Source organism: Arenimonas sp., assembly GCF_019459675.1.
Lineage (GTDB): Bacteria > Pseudomonadota > Gammaproteobacteria > Xanthomonadales > Xanthomonadaceae > Arenimonas.
In genome coordinates this window covers 1-5385 of the sequence record NZ_JAIBFH010000376.1, presented here as the reverse complement: position 1 = coordinate 5385, position 5385 = coordinate 1, and the positions used below count along the sequence as shown (strand labels likewise).

The window sequence follows — 5385 nt, the reverse complement described above, 5'->3', positions numbered from 1 at the left end:
CCCCCCCCCCGCGGCGGCCCCCCCGCCGCCGGCAAGTCCACGCTGTTCCGCATCCTGCTGGGCTTCCTGGCGCCGTCGGCGGGCCACGCGCGCATCCTGGGCCGCGACAGCCAGCACCTGACGCCCGACGACCGCGGCCGCATCGGCTTCGTCAACGAAGAACACACCCTGCCCGGCTGGATGAGCGTGCAGGCCATCACCGCCGCGCACCGCCGCCTGTACCCGCGCTGGAACCAGGAACGCTTCGACGACGTGCTGGGTCACTACCACGTGCTGCCCGCGCAGAAGGTCAGCCAGCTGTCGCGCGGCGAGCGCGCCGGCTTCAACCTGGCCCTGGCGCTGGCACAGGGGCCGGAGCTGCTGGTGCTGGACGAGCCCACGCTGGGCCTGGACGTGGTGGCCAAGCGCGCGTTCCTGGAATCGCTGATGTACAGCAACACCGGCGACGACTGCACGGTCATCTACTGCTCGCACCAGATGGACGAGATCGAGCGCGTGGCCGACAACCTGATCATCCTGGAGCAGGGCGAGCTGCGGCACATGTCCGCGCCCGAGGACTTCGTTGCGCGGGTCACGTACTGGGTGGCCGACGTGCCGTTCAAGGGGCCCGACCCGCGCACCGTGCCCGGCCTGCTGCAGGTGCAGCGCATCGACGGCCTGCACCACTACCTGGTGCTGGACCAGGGCGCCGCCTTCGCCGACTTCCTGCGCGCCGCCGGCGCGCGCTCCATCAACAGCATGCCCGTGGGCCTGGACCGGGCCGTCAACGGCTTCCTGGCCAAGACCCACGCGGCGCCCAGCGCGGCCTGAGCCGAGGACCTTTGCATGTTCGACCTCCTGAAAGCCGAGTTCCGCCGCTTCCTGCCGTGGGCGCTGGTGTATGCCGCCGCGCACCTGATGGTGCTGCTGTTCCTGACGCGCCTGGTGGACCTGGCCCAGCAGTCCGACGAGGTGTACCTGGTGATTGGCGCCGTGCTCGTGCTGACCGGCCTTCTGCTGGGGCTGCTGCAGATGGGCAGCTACCGGCGCCCCAATGCGTGGCTGCAGCTGCTGCACCGCCCCCTGCCGCACTGGCGCATCGCGCTGGCGCTGCTGGCCGCGGGCGCCGCCCTGCTGCTGGTGGCGCTGCTGCTGCCGCTGCTCGCCACCGCGGCGTGGCAGGCGTCCATGACGCCGCGCGTGCTGGATGCACGCCATGTCGCGCTGTGCCTGGCCGGGTTTGGCGGCGGCGTCATCGGCTATTTCAGCGGCGCCGCGGCGATGCTGGTGCCGCGCCGCACGGCGATGGCGCCCCTGGTTTTCATTACCCTGCTGCCGGGCGCGTATGCCACCGGCATGGGCCTGCTGGCGCTGCAGGCCTTGGTGGCGGCGTGGCTGCTGGCGCTTACGCTGGTGGCGTTCAAGCCCGACCTCGGCACGGCGCCGCGCGGCGTGGCCGGCGTGCTGCTGGCCGCGCCGCTGCAGGTGGCGATGTGGCTGCTGCTGGTGCTGGCGGGCTTCGCCTTCGAACTGCTGTGGGTGGCGCAGGGCAGCCATCCCAACAGCATCGGCAGCCCCGCGCCGGGCAGCGCCAAGCACGCCGACGAGGCCGAGGCCGCGGACCTGCTGGTGGCCGGACTCGCCAGCAGCACCAGCGAAAACGCGGCGCTGTGGCGCGAGCAGGCCGCCATTTCCGACATCGTCACCCTGGGCGTGGGCATTCCCGTCACCGCGATGTGGAACGAACTAAGCAACCGCGCGCCGATGGAATTCGACGACGAGGAGCGCCGCATCCGCTGGGTGTTCAGCCATGACCGCGGCCGTTTCGTCGGCTATCGCCTGTCGGACAGGCAGGTGGTCGGCGTGCTGGGCGTGAACGGCGACGGACGCTTTGATTCGCCGCCGCTGCCCGGCCCGCGCGGGCTGCTGATCGCCCGCCACGCGGTGTACGCCTTCGATGGCGAAACCCAGCGCGTGCTGCCGCGCGTGCAGCTGCCGGACGGCGAAGTGGTGGCCGGCGTCAACGCCACCGGCGAACGGCTGGCGGTGCTGAGCGACCGCGCGCTGTACCTTTACGACGCGCGGCCGCTGTCGCTGGACGGCGCCCTGTTGGCCACGCGCCAGCGCATACCGCTGCCGGATGCGCCCGGCAACGTCACGCGCGTGGACGTCATGGAGCTGCTGGAAGGCCACCTGGTCTCGTTCACCATGACGCGCCAGAGCCACAACGGCCAGGGCCGTTCCTTCCAGCAGATAACGCGGGTGGATTCGCAGGGCCGGGTGACGGTGGAGGCGCGGCGCGCGCTGGCGACGGGCTACGGTCCGCTGTTCACCAGCCAGACATGGTGGCCATCGCCGGCCATCAGCGAGGGGCTGGGCGCACTGCGGCACCTGTTTGCGCCCTACCAGCCGGGCTACGTGCTGTCGCCGCCGCCGCGGCCCGGCGTGGTGCTGGGCGTGGCCGCGCTGCTCATGGGGCTGTCGCTGCTGGCGGCGGCCTGGCACGTGCGCCGCACTGCGCTGTATCCGGCCTCGCGGATGGCGTGGTGCCTGGCCTGCGCGGCGTTCGGCGTGCCCGCCTTCATGGCGCTGTGGCTGGCGGTGCCGCCGCGTGAAGTGGTGGCGCCGCTGCCGGCGCCCGCGGTCGCCTGACCCTGGTCGCGCAAGAGAGAAGGCCCATGCGCTTGCTGATGCGATTCGTAGAACGACTCCTGCCCGCAGTGGCTTGCTTCGCCCTCGCCGGCACGGCCGGTGCAGGCACTTTGGCGGATCCGGCGGACGCGTTGGCCAGCCTGCGCGAAGCGGCGGCCTACGAGCGTGCGCGGCCGGTGGCGCCCCGGGTGCCTCGGGCACAGCTGCTGGCCACGCCCCAGGTGCAGGCGGTGGCGATGTCGCCGGACGGAACGCAGCTGGCGTGGCTGCGCGCGCGCAGGGACCGGCGCGAGGTGTGGGTGCAGGCGCTGCCCGACGGCGCGCCGCGGCTGGCGCTGCCGCGCACGCAGGCCGAGCAGGTGGCCTGGTCGCGCGACGGGCGCTGGCTTTTCCTGCCCGAACCGCGGCAGCTGGCGGTGCTGGCCATGGCCGGCCAGCGCGGCGCGGGCCAGGTGGCTGTGCTGGGTGGCGTGACGCGTCGGCAGTTTCTTTGGCTGGACCCGACCCAGCCCGCGGCCGCGCTGCTGCTGGAACGCCCCGCGCGCACGGCAGGCGCCGGCCAGCCCTGGCGCCTGGTGCGCGTGGGCGTTGGCGGCGAGGAAACCATCCTGCACGAAGACCTTCGCCGGATCGTCGACGCGGCGGTGGCCGGGGACGGCACGCTGGCCTGGCTGCTGCTGGCCGAAGGCGAGGGCCACGCGCTGTATCGCGCCACCGATCCCTCGCCGCGCCAGCCCGTGCTGCGCTGCGAACGCATGCGCCGCTGCGTGTTGCTGGGCGTCGCGCCGGGCGGCGGCCTGTGGCTGTGGAGCAACGTGGACGGCGATCGCAGCGCGCTGTTGCACCTGGATGGGCAGGGCCGCGTGCAGCGGCGGCACGAAGACCCGCGCGGCGAAGCCGATCTGTTCGACGTCACGCTGGATCCCGTGGACGGCCGGCCGCTTTTTGTCGCCTACCGCAGCACAGTGCCGCAGCTGTTCGCGCTGGAGCCCGGCGACGAGACGCGGCTGAACGCAATCGAGCGCCAGCGACCGGGCCGTGCGCTGCAGGTGACGCCGGGCCGCGAGCGCTGGCTGGTGCAAGAGCGCAGCGACACGCTGCGCGGCGACCGCTGGTGGCTGGCGGATGCGCGGGGCCGGCTGACCGAAGCGCTGGCCGATGCGGCGTTCACCTTTGACGCAAAGACCCACCCGCGGCCCGACGAAGCGGTGATGGCACGGAAGTGGCCGATGCGCTGGACGGCCTCCGATGGGCACGTGCTGCACGGCTTCGTGACCCTGCCCGCCGGCATGGACGTGGCCACGGCGCCGATGGTGGTCAGCGTGCACGGCGGGCCCTTCGGCCTGGTGCGTCCTGACTTCAGCAACGACGCGCAGCTGCTGGCCAACCGCGGCTACGTGGTGTTCCAGCCGAACTTCCGCGGCTCCACCGGGCTGGGACGCGACTACGTGCTGGCGTCGCGGGGCGATTTCGGCAACGGCCGCGTGCAGCGCGACATCGTCGAGGGCACCCGGTGGCTGTTGGCCAACGGCATCGGCGATGCGTCCCGCGTGGGCATCGTCGGCGCCTCGTTCGGCGGCTATTCGGCGCTGCTGGGCGCGACCTTCCAGCCCGAACTGTTCCGGGTGGCCGTGGCGGGCGTGCCGCCGGCGGATTTTTCCTTCGTGCTGCGCGACTACCTGGGCGCCGGCCAGGAAATGCTGCCGGGCATCCCGATGGCGGTCAGCATGCGGCACCTGGGGCTGGACCCGATGGACGACGCGCTGGCCGCGCGGCTGGCGGAGCAGTCGCCGACGGCCAATGCCCGCCTGCTGCGGCGCCCGGTGCTGATCGTGGCCGGCGGCCAGGACGAGCGCGTGCCCATCCGCGGCATCACCGACTACGCCGCGCGGCTGCGCACGCTGGACAAGGACGTCAGCCTGTTCGTGGACGACCAGGCCGACCACGGCATCGCCGACGAGCACTCGCGCGAGGCCTACTACTTCCTGATGGAAACCCTGCTGCACCGCCAGCTCGGCGGCGCCGAACCCGAGCCGGCCAGCGCGGCGCTGCGCCAGCACCTGCAGCGGCACCTGCGCCTGACCGGCCCGTCCCTGGCCAACTGAAGTCCCTCCTGCCGTGGTTTTGGCCAAGCCGATCAGCGGTTGTCTTTGACCACGTCGCCGCCCTTGATCACCACCGGGATGCGCGCCAGCAGCGCGACGTCCTGCGTGGGGTCGCCCTTCACCGCAACAAAGTCGCCCCAGCGGCCCACTTCGGCCACGCCCACGTCGTCGCGGCCCAGGGCCTGGGAGGCATTGAGCGTCGCCGTCTGGATGGCCTGCAGCGGCGTCATGCCATAGCGCACCATCACCGCGAACTGCCGGCCGTTCTGGCCGTGCGGGTACACGCCCGCATCGGTGCCGTACACCATGCGTACGCCGGCGGCGTGGGCGCGGCGGAAGCCCTGGCGCTGCACCTCGGCGATCTCGCGGTCCTTGCGCAGGTTGTCTTCCAGCACGCCGTTCTTGGCACCCTCGGCCTGGGTGTAATCGCTGTTGTAGATGTCCATGGAAAGCCAGCTGTTGCCCTTCTTCGCCAGCGCGATGCCGGCGTCGTCGATCAGGCTGGCGTGTTCGATGGTGTCCACGCCGGCGCGAAGGGCGGCGGCAATGCCTTCCTTGCCGTGGGCGTGCGCGGCCACCTTCAGGCCCCACTGGTGCGCCTCTTCGACGATGGCGCGCATCTCGGCCTCGGGGCGCGGGGGGGGGGCCC

The 5385-nt window shown here is 72.4% G+C and carries 4 protein-coding genes; 3 read left to right on the top strand and 1 reads right to left on the bottom strand.

What is annotated here, in order from left to right:
* From K0M70_RS12535 to K0M70_RS12525, 3 genes are all read left to right on the top strand, one after another.
* A partial coding sequence (locus K0M70_RS12535) for an ABC transporter ATP-binding protein (protein ID WP_290782442.1) occupies positions 1-810 on the top strand: 810 nt, incomplete at its 5' end.
* Between the two features lie 15 nt (positions 811-825).
* Entirely contained in the window at positions 826-2631 is a 1806-nt protein-coding gene (locus K0M70_RS12530; protein WP_290782440.1) for a hypothetical protein, read from the top strand.
* Positions 2632-2669: 38 nt separating this feature from the next.
* Positions 2670-4736 carry a prolyl oligopeptidase family serine peptidase gene (locus K0M70_RS12525; protein ID WP_290782438.1) on the top strand — a complete coding sequence of 689 codons (2067 nt, stop codon included), beginning with the start codon at positions 2670-2672 and terminating at the stop codon, positions 4734-4736.
* Between the two features lie 32 nt (positions 4737-4768).
* Here K0M70_RS12525 and K0M70_RS12520 read toward each other — a convergent pair.
* Positions 4769-5385: amidohydrolase family protein (locus K0M70_RS12520; protein ID WP_290782436.1), on the bottom strand; the 617-nt coding region annotated here is incomplete at its 5' end.